The organism is Apibacter sp. B3935 (genome assembly GCF_009827705.1).
Lineage (GTDB): Bacteria > Bacteroidota > Bacteroidia > Flavobacteriales > Weeksellaceae > Apibacter.
Map to the genome: position 1 here is coordinate 1 of NZ_WINL01000003.1, position 22,191 is coordinate 22,191.

Sequence of the window (22,191 nt, forward strand, 5' to 3'; positions counted from 1 at the left end):
AGAATTTGTAACTTTTACGGTTATTTTTACTTTAACTTATTGATCATCACAAAGATGCTGTTGGGTTGTCTGAACAAAGTTATGGGTTGGTTTCAGGGTTACTTTAAAATTAAGTATGGGCTATCTTGTTGTAGTTTATGCAATTACGGGGATTGGAGTGTTGTTTTTATTCACCAATATGAACAATTTTCCCCATATGATTCAAACGAACTTTAACGATATTTCTAACCCCACTAGGTCTTTCCCTCCTCCAGATTATTCTTTTTAAATTTGCATCATTAAATTCAATGCCGGTTTCCAAATGATGTCTAAAATAATAGTCTTTAGAAGCTAATTTTTGGACTCTGAATAGATGTTGGGAAATTAGATTTAAGTTTTTTTCATCGTTGATATCTATATCATTCGGATTGAAATCTTCTGAAGGAAATAAAAACATCTCATTTTGTTTCATGGTAAAAAGAAATTTCCAACCCAGGTTTTCATTATAGAACTTATCAATTACGGGAAGTCCTTGATTTACTTTTTCGACCGCTTCAAAAAAACTGACTATTTTTTCCTGTAGGTTTCCTTCTGCATCTTCATAAATAGCTACATGATGATTATTTCCCGTACTCACAAAGTCCACCGGAATAGGTTTGCCGTTTAAATCTAAAAGTTCATTTCCGAAATGGTCTTTTTTAGTATGTAGCGATTCCACATTACTAACTCCGATTATAGTTGCTGTTTTAATGCAGATTCCTTTTTCTTGATTTAGCCAGATGGGTTTTTTTTCCAAATCTGAAAAGGCTTCTTTAGCATTTCCATGGGCTTCTTTTAATCGATTTCTTAGTATGTTTTGGGTAGTGGGATCCAATACTTTTTCAATAGTTTTTTCATTTTTAAAATTTTCGGGGGTAATAGCTTTTCTTATAGTATAAACTTTTTCAAACCATTGGATGGTAACTTTTTCAGGAATGGTATCGGTTGAATAAGCATTCAAAAAAATTGTTTTTTTAGTTACTGAATTTTTACCGGAAAAAGCTTTTTTAGGATCATTGAAATGATCATTCAATCGTTTTAATAAAGCATTTTTGTATATAGGATTTTGAACCATTGATACCGTCTCATAGTTACATTTTGAAGAAATCATTATTTCTTTAGTCCGCGAAATTTTTGACATCCCATAAATGGTTTCTTTATGTAAAGGGCCTCTTGGCGTAAGTTCAAGCTTGGGCGAATATCCCCCTTTTTTCTTAGGTTTATTTAAGTTTACAGTGGTTACCGTATTTTTAGTTTTGTATGAAACCAATATTTCTTTTAATTGCTTTTCGACTTCTTGTCGAAAATTTTGAGTTGGAAAAGTAAATCGAGAGGAGCTGCTTCCATTTTCATTGATTTTATCATATTTGATCTTCTTTTCAATAGCAAGAATAACTGCATGCCGTTTATGTTTTTCATCGTCCCGAGCATTCATATGATTTAAATATTGAATATGATTTCGGGATGTAAAAGCAACAAGTAAAGCATCGAGAGCTTGATGACGATGGTCATTTCCTTTGTCCCAATCGATGATCATTTCTTTTTTTTCACCTCTTGAATTTTCAACCAACTTTGTAAGTCCGGCGTTACGGAATTTTTCAACATTCAATTCTTTCATAAGATCAGATAAGTTCCAATCTTTACGTAATTTAGAAGTAATATCACTGCAAGTAGTAACCACATCGGGAGCAATTTCAAAAAGGAGTTCCTTAATTTTTCCGGCAATATATGGTGTATCTTGCAACTCTCTGTTGATAAAACTTTCACCTATTTCGGATCCTTTTTTACGTAAGTTTTTATATTTGGTTTCGGAAATAGCTCCTTTCTTATATAATTCTGAAATAACATATTGAAAGCGTTCTTCTTTCTCTTTTCCTTGATTAGATAGGTAATCGAAAGCAGTTAAATTACTTTTTTCAAGGTTTGCTTGCCTGGGAACCAGTACTTTATTGGAAAAGCTGTCATCAAATACTTTGGATTGCGGGATGATATGGTCAACGTCATAGTTGTTTGTAAAAAGATAATCTTTATTTATAGGAGTATCAGTATATAAATCGTTAAAACCGTTCGCTTCCAATTCTAAATATAATCGATAGCGAATCATATCGTTCTTTGAGGGGTTCGAAATATTAAATTCTTTTTTTAGTATTTCTGAATATTTTTGATATCGAATTTTAGCAGCATCCCTATTTTTTGAAATTTTTTCTCGCTCTTTAGCATTTTTTTTGAGCTCTTTTGCTAATTCAAGGCGTATTTCATCAAATGCACCATACTCATCCATTAATGAATTTACCAGGTTAATTAATTGGTTTATGACTTTTTCCACTACAGGGCTTCTCAAAGAATTTTTAGGTAAAATTTCGAGTCGATCTCTTAATTTGCGATTATTACTGTCCTCACGGGGCAGGGAATGTTTAGAATGTTTATATCCCGCCAATAGGCATGCCTCACTAAAAGTATTTTCTTTACAATAGGGGAAAATTTTTCGCATTGCCTTACTACTTAAATTACCATATTCTGAATCATATGAGATAGAAGCAAAGAGTTGTGCATATTCCTTTTTAAATCCGAATTTAGTAGTTAACAGTTCCAACAATTTATCATTTCCCGAGGTAGAATTGTCTCCTTCATAAGAATATACTAAATGCCAAAGCTGATATGCGCTTTGATTTTCAAATTCAGGATTCGGAAGCAACGGGTCAAAATCTAATATAGAAGTAGAAATAGAACATGTTTCAAAAACAGATTTTACTATTTCTTTGATTTCTGCGGCAGGGATTTTACTGTCTCCCGGTTTTAATTCTTCTTGGTCTTCCGGTATGTCCAAAAGTTCAAAAACATTATATCCTTCCATATCTAAAATTTTAAGATAAATTCGGTAAAGCTGTTCTTGAGTTCGATTTCCTTCCAGGATTGTAAAATTGATTTTAGTTTCTTTAGAGGGCAATTTTAATAGGGATAAAGCCTTTGGTCCGGATAGGTTTCCTTTAATATTCAGTTCTGTAAATAGTAATTCTTTTTCTTTTAACGTCAACGGACGATCGTTTCCATCCCTTTTGATGAGAACATTATTAAGGCTTTGCCATATTTTGAACTGTTGGAAAAGAGGGGAGGACTTAGGGGCAACCTTTAAACCGATTTTTTTCTTTTTCTTTTTTCCGTTTTTCTTTATTTCAATTTCTTTGTTTTCAAATTCACAAAGATTAATTAATCTTTTTTGGGAACGAAGTTTACGTTGGTAAAAGATAACGGAATCTCGAATCTTTTTTTTTAGCTCAGGAGTAAGTTGAGGGTGGAATTGCGCTTGAGTTTCCCATATTTGCTCAAACTCATCAAGATAGTCTTGTCTTAAAAATACTTGATTTTTTAATTTAGTGTGAATATTTTTTGCTACTTGGGAAAAAAGATTTTCGCCTATTGTCTGTTGATTAAAATATAGCTCTTTACTGCGATCACTAATTGCGCCTAAATATCCGCTGGAATTAGCAATATGGTTATTTATTTCAGCCAAAACATAGGCTATTTCTTCAAGAGTTATTTTTTCCGAGACTGCTTGGTCTCTCCATTTAAAGGCTTGTAACTTTTTTTCATCTCTTTTCCCTTTATTTATGGCGATTCTGATTCCATATTTTTTTAGAAATAAAGCGGCAGTTGCTCTTTGTCCTTTTCCTTCCAGTTCTTTTTTAAAATCTTCGGTCAAAATATCGGGATAATATTTTTTTTGAAAATCCCATAATGTAGACCATTCCTTTTCTAAATCGGAACGGTAAAAGTCTGGAATTTGCTTTTTCCCTTTTTTTATAAGTTGGTAAATATATTGCCCGGGAGTTAACTTTCTTTCATATAAAAGCTTAGCAATATCCATTCCGTCTATTGCTTTCCCATCCTCATTGTTTTTTGCTTTTCGACTGCTTTTATATCCTCTCTTTTTGTTTATATGCAGTAAAACCCTGGCTAATTCTTCCAGTTCTATTCTTTCTTTTGTTGCTTTTGCTCGATTTTTTAAGGTTTCGAAAGAGGTAAATTTACCTTTTTCTGTCAAGGAAGAGTTGGATGAAATAATTTGGTTTTGAAGTAGTAATGCGATTAAGTTATTTCTTCTCAGCTTAAAACGTTGAAGGTTTCTTCTAGCGCTTCTTACTGAAGATCTTTCTGCATTGGGTGTAACAGACAATCCTTTCTCAAAATTATTCTTTTCATCTTTGGTTATAGGAATTACCCGCACCCCTAATTTAGTAATAGAATTTAAATTTGGATTTTCTTCATTTTCATGGACAACAGCCCAGCCAATTGAAGATACTCCTACGTTCAGGCCAAGAATTTTCTTAAAAGACATAATGATCTATTTGGTTTTAGTAATTATTCAATAAAAGTATAAACTAATTAGAAATAAAAAAAATGTATATTTATGATGAATTAGTTTGATTTATTGATTATCTTTGAAGCAAATAAAATTTGAAAGCAATTCACAATAAGGATTATTCCGTTGTGAAAACATTAAAGGCGGGAATTATCTCGCTTTTTTTATTGGTATGTTGGTAAGTTTAAGCTGTTATAGTAGGATGGTATTTTATATGGATAATTTATATTAAATTACACTCATTTAATTTCTTTAATAAGAATAGTATAAACCGGAAAATGGTCACTATATCCTCCCGTGTAATTATTATTAGAAAAAGTACGGTAAGGGTAACCTTTATCAGGACCTTCTTGAGTAACTAAATAAAAAGGCGCAAACACGTTCATTCTATAAAAGTGATAACCTTCTTTATCTGTAACAAGGGTAGGAGACATAATTTGTTGATCGAAAAAATTAAATGAATCTTGATAAGCAATAGTCCCCAATCCTTTTTTGAATAAGTTCTCTGCGGGATTATAATAAGAACCGGTTGTTACGTTTTCTTTTTTAGATACCGTATTTAACCCTTTTTTAATACTGGGGCTGGTACAATCATCATTAAAATCACCCATAGCTATTATTTTTGCCTTTGGGTTGATGCTTATAAGGCTGTCCATTGCTTGTTTTAAGACTTTTGCAGCTGCCATCCTTTTGGGTAGGCTTCTTTGTTCACCTCCTCGTCGGGAAGGCCAATGGTTGACCAAGAAATACATTTTTTCACCCTCTAACAGACCTTCTACCAGTAGTATATCGCGTGTGTAATTTTTATAACCTTCTTGTCTGGGTAAATTTATGAAAAGCTTTTGTTTATTTAGGGGGATAAACCTTGTTTTGTTATATAATAAGCCAACGTCTATGCCTCTTTCATCGAAAGAATTGAGATGAATAAATTCATAATTTCCTCCTCTTTTATTGATGGCTTCGCATAGATCCTTCAATACATGCTCATTTTCAATTTCACATAAACCAATGATTACCGGCATAGATTGAGTTTCGGCCTTTCCGGTTTCGGATATAACTCGGCTGATGTTATTGATTTTTTCTTTATATTTTTTTGTATTCCAGCGTTTTGGTCCTTTATAATGGAATTCATCGGTTAAAATATGCTTTCTGACTACTTTTTTTCCTTTTAGTTTATTGAAGGATAGTTCATCTCGGTACACCTCATATCCGGATTGTAAAGCTTCATCTTCGGATACGCTTATTTGATACTTTGGATCGTTAGGATCCAGAGTGCCGTTAATAAGATCAGCAGATGGAATGGTGTCATAGAGATTTTCTACGTTATAAAACATGACGGTTGCTGATTTATATCGTATTTGTGCTTCAATGGGGGTATTATCAAGTAATAAAAAAATAAAAACAAATATATTTTTTAATAATATACGCATAGATCCGTTTTTTTTATATTAACAAAACTAAAAATAAATAATTATATTTGCTTCAATAGGCTTCTTGAAATTACTGAAAGATGATGAAATTTAAGTTATTGTATTGGATACTTTTTGTAAATCAGGTAATATTTGCGCAAACTATGATCTATGGTTATCTCAAAGGAGATCAAGATAAACCTTTAGATCAGGCTGTCGTTAGCTTAGGTGAAGATCGTTTGATACAATCCAAATCCGATAGGGTAGGATATTTTCAATTTAAAGATGTAGCTGTAGGAACTTATCTAATCATCATTAATAAAGTAGGCTATGTGCCCTTAACTCTAACGGTAAAAGTTTTTCCTAAAGAAACAAGGAAAGATTTAGGAGTAATAAAATTAGAATATAATCCTTCTCAAGAGGATGAAGGTTTATTGACTTTGATGGAAGATGATTTTTCGTCGGATGAAGAGAGTTCTCAATCAATGACAGGAATTGGGTTATTACAATCTTCTAAAGATGTATTTTCTAAAACCGCCTCTTTTGAATTAGGATCTTACTGGTTCAAAGTAAGGGGAATTGATAACAGTTATGCAAATATTATGTTTAATGGTATTCCAATGTCTAAAAATCATACAGGAAAACCTGATTTTGGTAATTGGGGTGGTTTAAATAATGTTGTTAAATATCCTTACGAATTAGCGGAAAATAATACCATCTCTGATTATTCTTTCAGCAATTTGGGAGGAACAACTTATTACGATACACGTTCTTCTTCTTACAGGAAAGGATTTCAGCTAACCTATTCTTTTTCAAATCGTACGTATCAACATAGAATCATGACAACGTATTCCTCGGGAATGCTTCCGTCGGGATGGGCTTTCACTTTTTCAGGTTCCAGAAGATGGATGGAAGAAGGAGTAATTGATGGGACCTATAATAATTCCTATGCGTACTTCGCATCTCTTGAGAAAAAAATTAATGATAACCACAGACTAAATCTTACTGCATTCGGTACTCCAACAAGAAAAACAGGAATGAGTCCTAATACACAAGAAGTATATGACCTAAGAGGTAAGAATTATAATTCATATTGGGGCTGGCAAGATGGAGATAAAAGAAATGAAAGGGTTAAAAGAATTTTTGAGCCGATATTTATGTTAACTCATTACTGGAATTTAAGCGATAAATCAAAGATAACAACTACAGCCTCATATCAATTTGGATATAATAAAAGTTCCCGTCTAAATAGGTATGAAGCCGATAACCCAACTCCAACTTATTATAAAAATTTACCTAGTTACTGGCTTAGTCAGGAAAATATGACGGAATATGAAAATTTTCTTCATGCTTGGAAGACTAATGATCTCAACGTGACTCAACTCGATTGGGGATATTTATATAATACAAATTATCATGCTCCAACATATCAAGATCCCTACAGCGGGCAAATAGGCAGAAGAGCTTCCTATTTCCTGGTGGATGATGTTTATAAAGATAAAACCTTTAATGCTGCCATTCATTTGCAGACTTTTTTGAGCGATAATTGGAAATTTTTTCTCAATTTAAATTATCAAAATTTAGTTTCAGATAATTATAGAGAGGTAAATGATTTATTGGGAGCAGATTTTGTCGTAAATAAAAGTTCATTTATAAAGGGTGATGGTTCCGGTTCATCTACCGATGATTATAACAGCTTAAAACCCGGTAGTGTAGCAAGAAAAGGCGAGAAAACAGAATATGATTACCGAATGTTCAGGCAGGAAATAACGGGAAATGCTACCTCAAGAGTAACGTTTAACCATTGGGAGATGGCAGTATCATTAGTATTCGGTTGGAGTGAAGCCTATAGAGACGGAAAATTTAAACACGGATTATATCCGAATAATTCGTACGGAAAATCTAATAAAGCCAATTTTACGGAATTGGGTCTTAGAACAGGAATAACTTATAAGATTAATGGAAGAAATTTCATTATACTAAACTCCGCCTATTTTGAGTCTTCACCAACTTTAAATGAAATTTTTGTGAATTCCCGATTAAATAATGACATAACACCTCATATATCCAATCAAAGAATAAATACTAATGATTTAACATATATTTTAAGGTCTCCTTCTGTGAAAGCCAGGATTACCGGATACTATACAAAGATAAAAGATGCGGTAGAAATAACTCGTTATTATGCTAAAGGAGTTAGTTTAGATGAAAGTGAAGACGCGTTTGTTTCAGAAGTTTTAGCAGGTGTTGAAAAAGAATATTTAGGGTCCGAAATAGGGTTGGAATGGAAATTAACACCATCTTTAACCCTCTCCGGTATAGCATCTATGGGACAATATACGTATAAAAATAATCCTAATTTGTACATACTTAGTGATAATTCACCGGGTGTACATGATTACGGGTCTTCTTTCATTAAAAATTATAAGATTACCGGAACACCACAAAAAGCATATGTTGTTGGAATTAAATATGATTCGCCTAACTATTGGTGGGTAGGAGTTAGTGGTAATTTTTTACAAGATAATTATTCGAATATATCTTCTCTATCAAGAACCAAAAACTTTGTTATGAAAGATGATGCTTTTCCATATGAGGGAGCTACTCAAGAAAATGTTAAATCAATTATAAAACAGAAGCAATTTCAAGATGTTTTTATGTTAAATGCTTCTTTGGGTAAATCTCTTAAAATGGGTAAGTATTCCTTGAGTTTAAGTGCTTCGATAAATAATATTTTAAATGAAAGAGGTTATGTTACCGGATCATTTGAGCAAGGAAGATATTCCAATTATGAACAATTGGAAAAAGATAAATCGTTGGCCTATCCGCTTTTTGGTAATAAGCTTTTTTACGATAGAGGCAGATCGTATTTCATAAACGTTTCTTTTAGATTTTAAATTAATGCTGAAATAAACGATAAATTTTAAAATTGAAAAAATGATTAAAAATAGTGTACTATTTATATTTATATCTTGGTTTCTATTGGCCTGTGTACATGATGATGATTATAAAAATCCCTCAGTAAATCAAGGTCGGCTAATGCAAGCGACTGTATACATTTCTGATCTTTTAAAAACAGCTCCTGTTTTTACCGGAAAAAATGGTATAGAGGCAAAAGCTTTTACAAATGGCGAAATTTTAGAGGGCTATGTTATTTCAACAGATCATGCCGGAAATTTTTATAAAAATTTATTTTTAGTTACTGAAGATGGAACTCAAGGGATTGTACTCAGCATTAATAAATCCAGCTTATATACTTATTATCCGCTTGGATCTAAACTATATATTAAATTAGATGATCTCTATTATGGAAAGCAAAACGGTATGGTTCAGATTGGTATGCTTCCCACTCAGCCGGAAAAATATATCGTCGATCAAATAACTCCTTCAGTTATGAAATCGAATATTATCTTGGGTAAAGATCAAAAAAATGAAGAAGAATTGGTTATTAAAAGAAATTCAGCCGGTAAATTGTTAACTGCAAGAGAGGTCAATAATAATGAAAAATATTTGTGTACTTTGGTTGAAATTAGTGGAGTAGAATTTAATGAACCGGGAAAAACATTTGTTAGAAACAATTCTAGCACAGACAATCAGGTAAATACTATAAATCTCAATTATTTTGCTGTACCTATAAGTAATTATGCTTCTTTTGCGGGATATAAAATTCCCTATGGAGAGGGTAAATTGAGAGGAATTATGACCCGATATGATGGAAAGTATAAAACCTATAGGTTGAACCTGAGAACTATAGAAGATGTCAAAGATTTTCCACTTACTCAACCTTTTTTTATTGAAACTTTTAATAAGGTTTCAAATGTATCCGTAAGACCTAAAATAAATAATGCAAACGGTTTTGATAATTCTCAATCGGTCGCCTATAGTGATCCTTATGGAAAAGCAGATATTAGAACTTCAGGAACTTCATTTCCTTCCCCTTTGGTATGGTTTCCGGCAAATACTAATGCTTCATTAATTATAGACCATATCAATACATCCGGTCATAAACAAATGGTTTTATCGTTTAAACTCAATGTAGGCATTTTTAATTCATTGGATATTGGCTTTGTGGATGATTTAATAGTGAAATGTAATGATGTTGAAGTGGAGCTGCCCCATATTACTTTAGATATAAGCAACAATAAAAATACATTTTATACTGTGCGAATTCCTATTCCGGATGGTACTCAAAAAATTGAATTTTTTGGATCAGCAAGTAAAAATAAAAAAGGAATTAGGATTGATACAATACATTTGGAAGATTAATTATTGAAATGATGAAATTAAAATACACATATTCACTTATAATAATTGGATTAGTGGTTAAGGGGTTTCTTATCTCCTGTGTTGATAATGATGACTACTCAACGCCACCGATTCCTCCAAGCGGATTTTTTAAAGAAACTTTTAATAAGGTAACTAAAGTCAAGGGAGGAATAATTATTTCAAGTCCATGGCCTAAAGTATCTGCGGTTACTAATTTTGATGGAGAGGCTGAAGGAGCAGTTTATTCGGATCCATTTAGGTTGGCTGATATTAGAAAATTAAACGGATCCAGTGAAATTGCCAAGAAAGAATTTTTTATATGGTTTCCGGCAAACAAAGAATCATCTTTAATCATAAGTAATATCTCATTAGGAAACCGAAAAAATATAGCCTTGAGATATAATTTCAATGCAAATATTTATAATTCAGATGAAATTTCTAATACAAACAAGCTAAGAATTAGATTTAATGAGAAAGAGCTGACATTACCCGATATTGAACTCAATGCATTCAACAATAGAAACAAATACAAAGGCATAATGATCAGAATTCCGGATGAAATTTTAAAAGAAATTTCAACCTTAGAATTGATTAGTGAAGCGTCAAGTAATGATAGAGGTTTTAGAGTTGATGATATTGAATTGGTTGAGAATTTTCCGAATTTTGAATAAAGGTAAATAATAAACAAACTGTTTTTTATAAGCTATTTTAATTGGAATAATTTTGTATATTTAGTAAGTTAATTCTTTAAAAATAGTATATGCAAAAAACAGCTTTAATTACCGGGGCTACTTCAGGTATAGGCCAAGCTACGGCGAAAATTTTCGCTGAAAAAGGAATCAACCTTATACTCTGTGGAAGAAGAAAAAGTAGATTGGAAGATATAAAAAAAGAATTGGAAGATAAAGTGAAAATAACCACTCTTTCATTTGATGTTGGAAATAGAGAAGCGGTATTTTCTGCAATAGAAAGTTTGTCGGATCAAAACAAGAAAGATATAAATATATTAGTAAATTGTGCAGGAAATGCCCATGGATTAGACACATTTTTGGATTCTTCAATTGATGATTTTGATTCGATGATCGATTCGAATGTTAAAGGACTTCTGTATGTATCTAAAGCCGTTGTGCCTATTTTAGTTGCCAATAAAGGAGGGCATATAATAAACATAAGTTCTATTGCAGGAAAGGAAACTTATCCAAAAGGAACGGTATATTGTGCTACCAAACATGCCGTGGAAGCAATCAGTAAAGGAATGAGAATGGATTTGTTAACTCAAGGGATAAAGGTTACCAATATTGCTCCGGGTGCTGTTGAAACAGAATTTTCCTTAGTTCGATTTAAAGGAGACCAAAAAAGAGCAGACTCTGTTTATCAGGGTTTTGAGCCTTTAGTTGCAGAAGATATAGCGGATGCTATCTATTATGCCGTTTCAAGACCCGACCATGTACAAATTGCGGACATGACCATATTTCCGAAAGCTCAAGCTTCAGGAACGTTATTTGACAGAAAATAATTTTTTTGTTACTTATTTTCATACCAAATATTCCAGGCATGATCAGCTTGTAAATGGAGCATTTCCAATCCATTTTTAGTTTGTGAACCTGCTTTTTTTCCCAGTTGTAACAATTTAGTTTCTTGCGGATTGTATATCAAATCATAAATTAAATGTTGAGGGGTAAAAAAATGAGCGGGTATGGGGGGACAATCATCTATATTAGGATAAGTTCCTACCGGTGTTGTATTTATAATTAAATTGTGAGATGAAATTATTTCTTGGGTTAATGAGCTATAGGTATTTATTCCGTTTCGGGATATGATTGTATAAGGTATGGAAAGATGGTGTAAAATATAAGTAACCGCTTGGGAAGCTCCACCGTTACCGAGAATTAAAGCCGATTGATGATGGGGTTTTAATAAAGGAACTAATGAGTTTTTAAAACCAATAGCATCGGTATTATAACCTATTCTTTTTTTACCTTTAATTTTAACCGTATTAACAGCTCCAATTTTTTCAGCCTCAGGACTTAATTCATCTAGAAAATCTAGTATATCTTTTTTATAAGGAATGGTAACATTAAAACCGATTAAATCTGGCGTGTTAAAGAGTTTTGAAATATCATTTTTGGAAGGAATATCAAATATTTTATAAGAAAAATCTTTTAATCCCAGTAATTTAAATTTTTCCGTGAAATAATTTTTGGAAAAAGAATAAGAAATATTTTTCCCTAATAAACCTAAAATCATATTTAATCAACTTGAAGTTACTAACAAATATATAAAAACCCAAGTTTATATTATACAAATTAAATAAAGATATGTATTTTTGTAGCGTTTAATCCTAATTGGATGTTTGTCGAACCAAGTAATCGAATATGAAAAAAATAATTATTGTTATAATAATTTTGTTTTTATTATTTTCGTTGGGATTAATTATAGTAGGCGTTCCTTATTACAAAAAATATTACAGCTCTAATGTTATTCAGGAAAAGCTTATATATATTCCAACTCGAGCTAGTTACCATCAGGTAAAAAAAATGCTTGCTCCATATCTTAAAGACATCGAATCTTTTGACAAAGTAGCTTATGCTGAAAAATATCCGGATAAAATAAAAGCAGGAAGGTATAAATTAAATGTAGGCGAAAATAATAAAGATTTAATCAGGCGATTACTATTAGGCAAGCAAGATGAAGTTCATTTAAGAATTAAATCATATGATGACATTTATGAATTAGCTTCCGATTTAGGCAAGAATTTAGAAGATGATTCTTTACATTTTATAAATTATTTTAAAAAACAAGCATCGTTAAAAGGATATAATGATGTGGAAGAACTGAAAATATATTTCACTCCTGAAACCTATTATATGGACTGGAATACTTCGCCTGAAAAATTATTTTCAAGATTTGAAACTATTCATAACCGTTTTTGGAATGAAAAAAGAAAAGCAGAAGCCGATAAATTAGGGTTGTCTGTTCTAGAGGTTTATACCTTAGCTTCCATAGTTCAAAGGGAATATGTAAAAAAAGACGAACTGCCTATCATCGCCAGCTTATATCTTAATCGTCTAAAAAATGATATGAAATTACAATCGGATCCTACCGTTCAGTATGCTGAAAGAAAAGTATATGGCTTTAAGGTTCAAGTTAAGAGAGTAAAAAATGTATCTATTGATTCTCCGTACAATACCTATAAGTATAAAGGTTTACCTCCTCTACCTATTTGTATTCCTAATGATTTCGTAGTTGATGCCGTATTAAATCCGGCTAAAACTGATTATTTGTATATGTGTGCCATAAGAAATACCGGCAGACATGCCTTCACCTCCAATCCGGCAGAGCATATGAAAAATGCCAGAGACTACATTGATTGGTTAAATTCGCTCAAAATAAACTAAAATAAATATTATGAAATTAAATTTACTTAGTAAATACAGAACCTTATTGATGGGTTTTGCCATTTTATGGGTTATGTTTTACCATTCTCACGTGTATGTAGGTACATCAAAATTTTTAGAATTCTTTAAACGGATAGGCTATGGTGGGGTGGATATTTTTATATTAGTATCCGGTTTTGGTGTCTATTTTTCTATACATAATGATGATTCAATTAGACATTTTTATAAAAAAAGAGCATTACGTATATTACCTTATTATTATCCAGTTGTTTTAATAGTTACTATCATAGCGATAAAATTAGGGATTTGGAATACAGATTCATTATTTTATAATTTAACTACTTTAGGCTATTGGAGAAATGTGGGTTTAGGAAAAATATATGATTGGTATATTCCTGCACTTTTGTTTTTATACCTTGTAACACCTTTATATTACAAGTTTTTTAAAATAAATAAGACTGCAACTACACTATGTGCCATAGCAGCAGCTTATATTTTTAGCTATTCAACCTATAATACGTACGAATATCTTTATAATTTAACATTTAGAATACCTCATTACGTTATAGGTTTTTGGCTAGCCGATTTCTTAATTAGAAATAAGGAATATGAATTTAATAAATTTACAATAGTTTTGTTTGCATTAAGTCTAATAGTAGGAGTAAGTCTTCTTTATTATTTTTATTATTATACTCCCTATTTTGAAGAGTATGGAATTTATGTAGCCCCTTTCATTCTTATTACCTTGCCATTGTGTATGTTCTTATGTTATTTATTTTCTTTATTTAAGTCGTATAAATTTCCGATTCTTACATTTTTAGGAATACATAGCCTTACCTTATTTATATTTCATGAGAAAATCCTCTATTTATTTCATCTGTTTTTGCCTTCCAATATTGAAAATATATGTGCATTCATTTTAACATTTATTTTAGCGTATGTATGGCAAAAATTAATTGACAATATTGTAAATAAGATAACTATAAAGAAAAAAAAAACTTTCCAATAGGAAAGTTATAATAACAAATATTTAAAGCATTTTTAAAGTATTAACTTCGAGGTCTGTGAGAATTCTCCAGTAACCTCGTTTTAATGCTTTTTTTGTTAATCCGGCAAACATTACCCGATCGAGCTTTTCTACCTCATAGCCTAACCTTTCAAACATTCTTCGAATTATACGGTTCCACCCGATATGGATTTCAACTCCTACTTCGTTTTTTGGAGCTCCTTCAATATAGGATATCTTGTCAACCTTAGCTATTCCCTCTTCAAATCGTAAACCTTCCAGCAATTTGCCAAAATCTTCAACCGATACTTTTTTATTTAGTGTGACATGATAAATCTTTTTAACTTCATGGGAAGGATGGGTTAATTTTTTAGTAAGATCTCCATCATTAGTTAAAAGAAGTACACCGGTGGTTTGCCTATCCAATCGTCCAACAGGATATAAACGATAAGGAGAAGCATTGGCGACTAAATCCAATACGGTCTTTCTGGCCTTTTCATCCTTAGTAGTTGAAATATAACCTTTGGGTTTATTCAAAAGTACGTATACATTTTTTTCAGGACGAATATATCTCCCGTCAAAAAATACTTCATCGCCCGGTTGTACTTTATACCCAAATTCTGTAATAATTTTTCCGTTAACTTCAACAACTCCATTTTGAATAAATATATCCGCTTCTCTTCTGCTGCAAACGCCTGAATTTGCTATATATTTATTGAGTCTTGTTCCGTCATTTTCTTTAGGAGTTTTAGGTAATCTTTTTCTAAATGGAGTAGTTGTTGCAAATTGTTTTTTATCCTCGAATTTATTTTTTTTACCGGGTTTATTTTCCTTTTTATCATTGGCTTTGAAATATTCTTTTTTATGAGACTTTTCATTTCTTCCAGAGCCTCTTCTGTCGTATGATTTATTATTTTTCATCTGTTACAAATCTATGTTAATATACCTTAATGATATATGTGAATATAAATGGGTAGAAAGCTGTTTTTAAACAAACTTCTTTAAAAGTGCAAAGTTAAGGGATTCCCATCAATAAATACTAGAGAAATAGTGCCTAAAAAAATCCAAAATTTGATCATAAATATTAATATCTGAATATATTGAGGTTTACTTAACCAGATAACCACAATCGAACAAACGCATAATAGTATGGTTAGTAAATAATAAAGTCTTATTTCATAGAGATGAGGTTCACAGCTTAATTGAAAGGAAATACATAATAATAAACAAAATAATATGTTTAATATAATTTTGGTAGGTATAATTCCCAAAGTATTAGGCAAAGTATGGTAATTAAAAAGATGATCATATTTATAGGAGAGAAGATCTTTACAAATATCTTTGATGAAGATGATTAAGAATAAAAATCCAGAAAGATATAAAATGTAAGAAGAAAAATTTTCATAAAATAAAAACAGTGCTAAAAAAGGAAAAAGCATGATAGCAGAATTAGTCAAATTATTGATAAAAACTATTCGACTGAGTTTATGGCTGTAAAACCAAATGATAAATTGATAAATTAGAAAAAAAATAAAAATACGATAAGATAACACTATGGCAATAGTTAAAGATATGATATTGAAAAAAATGTAAAATCGTAAAGCTATTCCATTACTGATAAATCGTTGCAATATAGAAGTTATCGGTTTATATATCATATCTTTTTCCTGATCGTAAAAAAAATTTATAATATAACCAGCCATGGCACTTAGTGACGAGGATAAGATAATACCATGAAGCTTTATATTTTTTAAATTCTCAACAATATTTTTTTCATCACCAAATAAATAAATTGCAGAAATATACATGGCTAGAATTAGCATAATTACATTAAAAATTCTAACCCTAACCAAAAAAGAAAGATTAATTAAAAATATTTTTTTTCCTGAAGAGTACATCCAATAAGGATATTAATCAGGTAAAAATACAAAAAAAATTAAGGGGTTTATAATTAAAAACGGTATACGACTTCTTTTTTGTAATTTTTTAACATTTTTTCAGTAGCTACATAATCCTGGGTAAAGCCTAATATATATCCGCCACCTCCGGATCCGCAAAGTTTCAAATAATAAGTATTAGTATCTATACCCTTTTTCCAAATTTTTAAAAATTTTCGAGGGATCATAGGGGTAAAATGATCTAAGGCCCACAGAGAAAGATGTTTCAAGTTTTGAAAAAAGGATCCCATATCCCTATTGAGAAAAGAATCTATACAATTGTTGTTATATTTTATAAATTCTTCTTTTAATGTTTTTCTAAAACCTTCATTTTTAAGTTTTTCAAAAAAAATTTGAACCATAGGTTCTGTTTCACCGGGCATACCGGAATTAATTAAAAAAACAGCTCCTTTTCCGTCTTTGCTCTCTGTTAATCCTATTTTGTCAACATCTGCATTAGGCTGAATTAACAACGGGATATTCATATAACAGATAAGAGGGTCAATACCTGAACTTTTTCCGTGAAAAAAAGATTCCATTTGTCCTAAAACGTTTTTTAAATCTTTTAAATCAGTTTTTAGAATCTTATCAGATGAAATTTTATTTACAGAATATTTATCAAAGATAGCAGCTACCAGAGCACCGGAGCTACCAACCCCATATCCTTGAGGAATATTAGAATCAAAGAACATTCCTTTTTCAATATCTTTTTCAAGCTGAGAAATATTAATCGAAAATTTTTCAGGTAATGATAAAGTTTTCAAATAATTTGCAAATTTATGCAATGATTTATTTGATTTTGATTCAATTTCATTAAGTTTTGAAGAAAACTGTAAAGTTCCTTTATAGGCATTGTAGGGTAGAGTTAAACCTCTTGAATTTTCAATAATTCCATATTCTCCAAAGAGTAAAATTTTTGCATAAAATAAAGGATGCTTCATATTTTAATATTCTTCAAAAAACATTACAAATTTACACATTATATTAATTTTGTAATTAAAATTTAACTAATATTTTTATAAACCTTTGAAAGTTTCTAATTTTAAAAATTATCTAAATCCAGTGGATATAAAAACAAAATATTCATTCTGATAATGAAAAAGTTGACATAAATTTTTCAGTAATTAACAGATTAACTTAATTGTATACAAATTTTGGGATATTGCATACGTATCAGTAATTTTTTTAGGTTTAGATATAATTGCTATTATTCATCTAATTAGCGAGTTACCTTGTTATAGATGGTTTTTTAAATAAAGAAGTTAAGTAACTGTAATGTATGGGGGAAAATAAATTCAACAAATAACGGTATAAGTATAAAATAAAGAATATTCTAAAAATCAATTGAATAATTTAAAATAAAATAAAAAAATCCCGGAATTCCGAGATTTTTTTATTTTTATAAAGAAAAAATGTGATTGTTACATCATTCCCGGCATTCCTCCACCCATTGGTGGCATTGCAGGTTCATCTTTTTTAATATCAGTAATTACACATTCAGTAGTTAATAACATTCCGGCAACAGAAGCCGCATTTTCTAATGCAACACGAGTTACTTTAGTAGGGTCAATAATTCCGGCACTGAACATATTTTCGTATTGTTCAGATTTGGCATTGTAACCGAAATCATCTTTTCCTTCTTTAACTTTATTAACTACAACAGAACCTTCACCACCGGCATTAGCTACAATTTGACGAAGTGGTTCTTCAATAGCTCTTCTAACGATTTTGATACCGGTTTCTTCATCTTGATTAATACCTTTAAGTGATTCAATTCCGTTAATTGCGCGAACTAAAGCGACACCACCTCCGGCAACAAAACCTTCTTCAACAGCAGCACGAGTTGCATGTAATGCATCATCTACTCGGTCTTTTTTCTCTTTCATTTCAACTTCTGAAGCAGCACCTACATATAAAACAGCAACTCCTCCCGCTAATTTAGCAAGTCTCTCTTGAAGTTTTTCTTTATCGTAATCAGAAGTAGTATTTTCAATTTGAGCTTTAATTTGAGCTACTCTTTGTTTGATGTTTTCATCACTTCCAGCACCGTTAACGATGGTCGTGTTATCTTTATCAATAGATACTTTTTCAGCAGTACCTAACATTTCTAATGTTGCTCCTTCAAGAGTTAATCCTGCTTCTTCAGAAATAACGGTTCCTCCTGTTAAAATTGCGATATCTTCTAACATTGCTTTTCTTCTGTCTCCAAATCCCGGAGCTTTAACAGCAGCAATTTTTAAAGACCCTCTTAACTTATTTACTACTAAAGTAGCCAATGCTTCACCATCTACTTCTTCAGAAATAATAAGTAAAGATTTACCATGTTGTGCAACCGGTTCTAATACAGGAAGTAAATCTTTCATGCTGGATATTTTTTTATCGCATAATAAAATATATGGATTTTCCAGCTCAGTGATCATTTTATCTGTATTAGTCACAAAGTAAGGAGATTGGTATCCTCTGTCAAATTGCATACCTTCTACTACGTCTACGTAAGTATCTGTACCTTTTGCTTCTTCCACAGTGATAACACCTTCTTTTCCTACTTTACCGAAAGCTTCAGCAATAAGTGAACCGATAGTATCATCGTTATTTGCAGAAATTGATGCAACTTGTTTGATCTTTTCTGAATCAGAACCAACTTCTTGAGATTGTTTTTTTAATTCTTCAACAACAGCAGCTACTGCTTTATCAATCCCTCTTTTTAAATCCATTGGATTTGCACCCGCAGCCACATTTTTTAATCCTTCTCTTACAATAGCTTGTGCCAATACAGTTGCTGTAGTTGTTCCATCACCGGCAACATCATTGGTTTTAGATGCAACTTCTTTAACCATTTGAGCTCCTAAATTTTCAATAGGCTCTTCTAATTCAATTTCTTTTGCAACAGTAACACCGTCTTTAGTTACATGAGGAGCTCCGAAAGATTTTTGTATAACTACATTTCTTCCTTTGGGTCCTAAAGTAACTTTAACAGCGTCAGCTAAAGCGTCTACCCCTTTTTTAAGGGCATCTCTAGATTCAATATTAAATTTTATATCTTTTGCCATTTTAATTTTTTTAAGATTTGAGTATTTGGTTTAATTAAACAATTGCTAAAATATCAGACTCTCTCATTATAAGATAATCCTTTCCATTAAGTTTTAGTTCAGTTCCGGAATATTTTCCATATAAAACTTTATCACCAACTTTAACAGTTAACGGTTCGTCTTTTTTTCCGGCTCCTACTGCAACTATAACCCCTTCTTGTGGTTTTTCTTTAGCACTATCAGGGATAATGATTCCTGAAGCTGTTTTTGTTTCAGCAGCTGCCGGCTCTACTACTACACGGTCAGCCAATGGTTTAATTGATAGTTCTGACATATCTATTATTTTTAATTTTTATATTATTTTTTTAAACTAATTGGTAATACCCTTTTCTTTTTTCTAAAAATATGCCAAATAAAAGTTTTATGACAAAAAGAAAGTAAACGCGTCAAGGTGTCAGATGACTTATATATACTGTTTAAGTGGGGTATTTATTTTTGTAAATAAGTATTTGTAATACAGTGCTATGAGTTTAAAATACGCTTAAAAATTTATGTATAAATGAAAAAACCTTTGATAAAATAAAAATATCAAAGGTCTATAATGAAATATAGATAATTTAAAATTAAACTATATTATTTTTTATTTTTTTAACACTAAAAGATAAACTGATGTAATAAATGCCTAAAAACAACATAGATATGCTAACCCATATTAGCAAAGCGGCTAATCCGATTGGAGGGAATACCACTATTACAAATGAAAGGATAACTTCCAGTATGCCTAAAGTTAATAACCATCCCCAATTACTTAACCCCATGTTCTTAATATCAAACGAGTGGCCAATTAAACTTACCCCTTTAAATAACAGCCAGAAGCCAATAAAGAAAGATAAGATTCCCATTTGAGTAAATATATTGGAGGATATTAATATAATCCCTACCAATAAATCTAAAATACCACCGGCCAAATACCATCCCCAATTGCTAGTATGAGTATTACTTAATGAAAAAACAATTTCGAAAATACCAAAAACCAGAAAAGAGACAGAAAAAAATGTTGTTAAGAAAATTAGTGATGGAGTAGGAGACACCATTACTATAATACCTGCTAAAATGAACAATATGCCTAAAAGGAGCATAATCCACCAATTTTTTATAAAAGATTTCATATAAATTTTATGTAATTATTAGGATAAGATAATTTCAAAAATAATGCCATGAAATTGTTATATACAAATGAAATAAAGGTTATTAAGTGCTCATATAATAAGTGTAACTATTAAATTTTTATTTTTTTAATTAGGTATTATTATTGTAGATTGTCAACTAAAAAAGAGAATAATTTCAAATTGAAAAATAAATTAGATCTATTACAGCTAATCGAAGAAGCAAAAAATTCCAGGCAACAGGCTCAAAGTAAAATAGTAAATTTATTTTGGAGTGATATTAAGTCCTATATTTTTTCTTTAGTGAAAGATGAAAATTATTCAGAAGAGCTCACTGTTGAAACCTTTACAAAAGTTTTAAGTAAGTTAAATTTATACAATTCTGATTTTGATTTTAGAACGTGGGTTACTTCCATTGCGCATAATTCAGCCATAGATTTTTTAAGAAAAAAAAATAAGGATAAAAATAAATTTTTAGACGATGACTATCAACAGCCAAGAGATTGGGAACCATCGCCTGAGCAGTTGTTTATTGATAAACAAAATTTAGAAGCATTTGAAAAAAGATTAAATAATCTTCCTGAAAATTATCGAAAATTAATTTATTCTCGATATGTAGAAGGTAAAAAGCTTAAAGATATAGTTGAAGAAACCGGTTTATCTTTAGCTAATGTAAAAGTAAGCTTGATGAGAGCACGTAAGCTTTTATCTTAAAAAAGATTTACTTTAATTACCTGACAAATACTAAACTTTTTTCTGTAGATAATTGATCTGAATATTCATATCCGTCCTCATTATACGTTTTGATATCCTCCCAATGGGATATAGAGTTTTCAGCGCACCATCGAGTCATCTTTCCACGGGCATTTTTAAAATACATCATAATGCTTTTTAAAGAGCCATTTTTATAATCTTTAAATTCAATATCCATAACTTGACCTTTCAACTTTTTTAGGTCAATTACTTTAAAATATTCTTTACTCGCAAGGTTTAGTATAGGTTCATCATTTTCAAGTAAGTTATTCAAATAAGTATTCAATATATCTTTCCAAAACCCATATAAATCGTTGGCTTGTTCGGTTTTAAGTTTTTTTCCCATTTCCAATCGATATAACATAATATCATCTGAAGGATGAAGCAAACCGTAAAGGCCTGAAAGAATTAATAAATTTTTTTGTAAATAATCTAAGGCGGATTTAGATAAGGATTCGGCATCTAGCCCTCTGTAAACTTCTCCTTTAAATGCAAAAATTGCCTGTACACACTCCTTTTTTAAAGGATTGGGAGTCCATTTCTGAATTCGTTCCCAATTTTCTTCTGACAATTTTGATGAAATATTCAATAGATTTTCTAATTCAGATGGAGAATATTCCTTTAAAACAAATTGTAATTTTTTACTATAATCAATGAATTCGGGTTGAGTGTGTTGATTCCAGCTTGAATTGGTTTCCAAACTCATAATTTTTGCCGGAGAAAGAAGTATTTTCATTTAAAATTTATTAGCGATGAAGCTAAGTTATTAAAAAAGATTGAAGTTTAAACTTTGAATTTAACTTATTTAAATACGAAAGGTTAGGAATTAATCCTAACCTTTGAAAAAAT

The 22,191-nt window shown here is 30.9% G+C and carries 17 protein-coding genes; 7 read left to right on the forward strand and 10 right to left on the reverse strand.

Annotation, left to right across the window (positions count from 1 at the left end; all coding sequences use genetic code 11):
• Positions 1-166: 166 nt before the first annotated feature.
• Both cas9 and GFV00_RS05940 read right to left on the reverse strand, forming a co-directional pair.
• Positions 167-4,354: a type II CRISPR RNA-guided endonuclease Cas9 gene (cas9, locus tag GFV00_RS05935; RefSeq protein ID WP_160557658.1), complete on the reverse strand. Its 4,188-nt coding sequence runs from the start codon at positions 4,352-4,354 to the stop codon at positions 167-169.
• 263 nt (positions 4,355-4,617) lie between these two features.
• The gene (locus GFV00_RS05940; RefSeq protein ID WP_160557657.1) at positions 4,618-5,808 is read right to left on the reverse strand and encodes an endonuclease; all 1,191 of its coding nucleotides are present in this window, start codon (positions 5,806-5,808) and stop codon (positions 4,618-4,620) included.
• Positions 5,809-5,888: 80 nt separating this feature from the next.
• Between GFV00_RS05940 and GFV00_RS05945 the strand changes: the two genes are divergently transcribed.
• From GFV00_RS05945 to GFV00_RS05960, 4 genes are all read left to right on the forward strand, one after another.
• Positions 5,889-8,684, forward strand: a complete 2,796-nt coding sequence (locus GFV00_RS05945; RefSeq protein ID WP_160557656.1) for a TonB-dependent receptor — start codon at positions 5,889-5,891, stop codon at positions 8,682-8,684.
• Positions 8,685-8,724: 40 nt separating this feature from the next.
• Positions 8,725-10,053 carry a DUF5689 domain-containing protein gene (locus GFV00_RS05950; protein ID WP_160557655.1) on the forward strand — a complete coding sequence of 443 codons (1,329 nt, stop codon included), beginning with the start codon at positions 8,725-8,727 and terminating at the stop codon, positions 10,051-10,053.
• 8 nt (positions 10,054-10,061) lie between these two features.
• Positions 10,062-10,724 carry a hypothetical protein gene (locus GFV00_RS05955; RefSeq protein WP_160557654.1) on the forward strand — a complete coding sequence of 221 codons (663 nt, stop codon included), beginning with the start codon at positions 10,062-10,064 and terminating at the stop codon, positions 10,722-10,724.
• 89 nt (positions 10,725-10,813) lie between these two features.
• Positions 10,814-11,569: an SDR family NAD(P)-dependent oxidoreductase gene (locus tag GFV00_RS05960; RefSeq protein ID WP_160557653.1), complete on the forward strand. Its 756-nt coding sequence runs from the start codon at positions 10,814-10,816 to the stop codon at positions 11,567-11,569.
• An 8-nt stretch (positions 11,570-11,577) separates the two neighbouring features.
• On the opposite strand, the gene GFV00_RS05965 is transcribed toward GFV00_RS05960, so the two are convergent.
• Complete coding sequence (locus GFV00_RS05965; RefSeq protein WP_160557652.1) at positions 11,578-12,300, reverse strand: shikimate dehydrogenase; 723 nt, start codon at positions 12,298-12,300, stop codon at positions 11,578-11,580.
• Positions 12,301-12,428: 128 nt separating this feature from the next.
• Between GFV00_RS05965 and mltG the strand changes: the two genes are divergently transcribed.
• On the forward strand, positions 12,429-13,451 hold the full coding sequence (mltG, locus tag GFV00_RS05970) for an endolytic transglycosylase MltG (protein WP_160557651.1): 1,023 nt from the start codon (positions 12,429-12,431) through the stop codon (positions 13,449-13,451).
• 10 nt (positions 13,452-13,461) lie between these two features.
• Positions 13,462-14,460, forward strand: a complete 999-nt coding sequence (locus GFV00_RS05975; protein WP_160557650.1) for an acyltransferase — start codon at positions 13,462-13,464, stop codon at positions 14,458-14,460.
• A 21-nt stretch (positions 14,461-14,481) separates the two neighbouring features.
• On the opposite strand, the gene GFV00_RS05980 is transcribed toward GFV00_RS05975, so the two are convergent.
• The 6 genes from GFV00_RS05980 to GFV00_RS06005 form a co-directional block, all read right to left on the reverse strand.
• Complete coding sequence (locus GFV00_RS05980; RefSeq protein ID WP_160557649.1) at positions 14,482-15,378, reverse strand: pseudouridine synthase; 897 nt, start codon at positions 15,376-15,378, stop codon at positions 14,482-14,484.
• 80 nt (positions 15,379-15,458) lie between these two features.
• Positions 15,459-16,355 (reverse strand): UbiA family prenyltransferase, encoded by an 897-nt coding sequence (locus tag GFV00_RS05985; RefSeq protein ID WP_160557648.1) that lies wholly within the window; start codon positions 16,353-16,355, stop codon positions 15,459-15,461.
• A 53-nt stretch (positions 16,356-16,408) separates the two neighbouring features.
• Entirely contained in the window at positions 16,409-17,335 is a 927-nt protein-coding gene (locus GFV00_RS05990; protein WP_160557647.1) for a mevalonate kinase, read from the reverse strand.
• Between the two features lie 480 nt (positions 17,336-17,815).
• Positions 17,816-19,444 carry a chaperonin GroEL gene (gene groL, locus GFV00_RS05995; RefSeq protein WP_105296415.1) on the reverse strand — a complete coding sequence of 543 codons (1,629 nt, stop codon included), beginning with the start codon at positions 19,442-19,444 and terminating at the stop codon, positions 17,816-17,818.
• Between the two features lie 34 nt (positions 19,445-19,478).
• On the reverse strand, positions 19,479-19,757 hold the full coding sequence (groES, locus tag GFV00_RS06000) for a co-chaperone GroES (RefSeq protein WP_055426187.1): 279 nt from the start codon (positions 19,755-19,757) through the stop codon (positions 19,479-19,481).
• Between the two features lie 289 nt (positions 19,758-20,046).
• Positions 20,047-20,592 (reverse strand): HdeD family acid-resistance protein, encoded by a 546-nt coding sequence (locus GFV00_RS06005; RefSeq protein ID WP_105296414.1) that lies wholly within the window; start codon positions 20,590-20,592, stop codon positions 20,047-20,049.
• Positions 20,593-20,772: 180 nt separating this feature from the next.
• Here GFV00_RS06005 and GFV00_RS06010 point away from each other — a divergent pair, with 180 nt between their 5' ends.
• Complete coding sequence (locus GFV00_RS06010) at positions 20,773-21,303, forward strand: RNA polymerase sigma factor (RefSeq protein ID WP_158254190.1); 531 nt, start codon at positions 20,773-20,775, stop codon at positions 21,301-21,303.
• 16 nt (positions 21,304-21,319) lie between these two features.
• Here the strand turns inward: GFV00_RS06010 and yaaA are convergent, their stop codons facing one another.
• Positions 21,320-22,078: a peroxide stress protein YaaA gene (gene yaaA, locus GFV00_RS06015; RefSeq protein WP_160557646.1), complete on the reverse strand. Its 759-nt coding sequence runs from the start codon at positions 22,076-22,078 to the stop codon at positions 21,320-21,322.
• Between the last annotated feature and the right edge of the window lie 113 nt (positions 22,079-22,191).

What these genes read in the sequence shown, in the direction of transcription:
- cas9 (WP_160557658.1), bottom strand. Translation starts at nt 4,354, where the DNA reads ATGTCTTTTAAGAAAATTCTTGGCCTGAACGTAGGAGTATCTTCAATT.
- GFV00_RS05940 (WP_160557657.1), bottom strand. Translation starts at nt 5,808, where the DNA reads ATGCGTATATTATTAAAAAATATATTTGTTTTTATTTTTTTATTACTT.
- GFV00_RS05945 (WP_160557656.1), top strand. Translation starts at nt 5,889, where the DNA reads ATGATGAAATTTAAGTTATTGTATTGGATACTTTTTGTAAATCAGGTA.
- GFV00_RS05950 (WP_160557655.1), top strand. Translation starts at nt 8,725, where the DNA reads ATGATTAAAAATAGTGTACTATTTATATTTATATCTTGGTTTCTATTG.
- GFV00_RS05955 (WP_160557654.1), top strand. Translation starts at nt 10,062, where the DNA reads ATGATGAAATTAAAATACACATATTCACTTATAATAATTGGATTAGTG.
- GFV00_RS05960 (WP_160557653.1), top strand. Translation starts at nt 10,814, where the DNA reads ATGCAAAAAACAGCTTTAATTACCGGGGCTACTTCAGGTATAGGCCAA.
- GFV00_RS05965 (WP_160557652.1), bottom strand. Translation starts at nt 12,300, where the DNA reads ATGATTTTAGGTTTATTAGGGAAAAATATTTCTTATTCTTTTTCCAAA.
- mltG (WP_160557651.1), top strand. Translation starts at nt 12,429, where the DNA reads ATGAAAAAAATAATTATTGTTATAATAATTTTGTTTTTATTATTTTCG.
- GFV00_RS05975 (WP_160557650.1), top strand. Translation starts at nt 13,462, where the DNA reads ATGAAATTAAATTTACTTAGTAAATACAGAACCTTATTGATGGGTTTT.
- GFV00_RS05980 (WP_160557649.1), bottom strand. Translation starts at nt 15,378, where the DNA reads ATGAAAAATAATAAATCATACGACAGAAGAGGCTCTGGAAGAAATGAA.
- GFV00_RS05985 (WP_160557648.1), bottom strand. Translation starts at nt 16,355, where the DNA reads ATGTACTCTTCAGGAAAAAAAATATTTTTAATTAATCTTTCTTTTTTG.
- GFV00_RS05990 (WP_160557647.1), bottom strand. Translation starts at nt 17,335, where the DNA reads ATGAAGCATCCTTTATTTTATGCAAAAATTTTACTCTTTGGAGAATAT.
- groL (WP_105296415.1), bottom strand. Translation starts at nt 19,444, where the DNA reads ATGGCAAAAGATATAAAATTTAATATTGAATCTAGAGATGCCCTTAAA.
- groES (WP_055426187.1), bottom strand. Translation starts at nt 19,757, where the DNA reads ATGTCAGAACTATCAATTAAACCATTGGCTGACCGTGTAGTAGTAGAG.
- GFV00_RS06005 (WP_105296414.1), bottom strand. Translation starts at nt 20,592, where the DNA reads ATGAAATCTTTTATAAAAAATTGGTGGATTATGCTCCTTTTAGGCATA.
- yaaA (WP_160557646.1), bottom strand. Translation starts at nt 22,078, where the DNA reads ATGAAAATACTTCTTTCTCCGGCAAAAATTATGAGTTTGGAAACCAAT.